This is a genomic window from Cupriavidus sp. SIMBA_020 (assembly GCF_046535395.1).
In the GTDB taxonomy this organism is placed as follows: domain Bacteria; phylum Pseudomonadota; class Gammaproteobacteria; order Burkholderiales; family Burkholderiaceae; genus Cupriavidus; species Cupriavidus campinensis.
Map to the genome: position 1 here is coordinate 1 of NZ_JAWRWU010000772.1, position 265 is coordinate 265.

The 265-nt window shown below is 62.3% G+C and carries 1 protein-coding gene; it reads right to left on the reverse strand.

The genetic code is table 11. The features are described from left to right. Positions 1–206 (reverse strand): hypothetical protein (locus tag SB751_RS31445; protein ID WP_410749202.1); only part of this gene is annotated, 206 nt, incomplete at its 3' end. Between the last annotated feature and the right edge of the window lie 59 nt (positions 207–265).

Here is a 265-nt window from a genome sequence, read left to right on the forward strand (position 1 = left end):
GGCAAGACGTCACCGACGCCCTGATCCAGTTGCCCGTTTGGGTACACAAAGGTTGCCGTGGCCAAACCGCGTGCTTCGAAGATGCCCGACACTCGAGGCAAGCCGTTGCTCTCAGCGCTCGCACCTAGCGCTCCGTTCATCGCTCCACCCGATTTCTCTTTCAGGTCTTGCCTCGCCTGCTCTCTCGCGGCTTCTGCCTTGAGCATCACCGTCTCAGCGACGACAGCACGCAAGTCTCCCGCGGTCTTGACACGCGCCTCCTGCG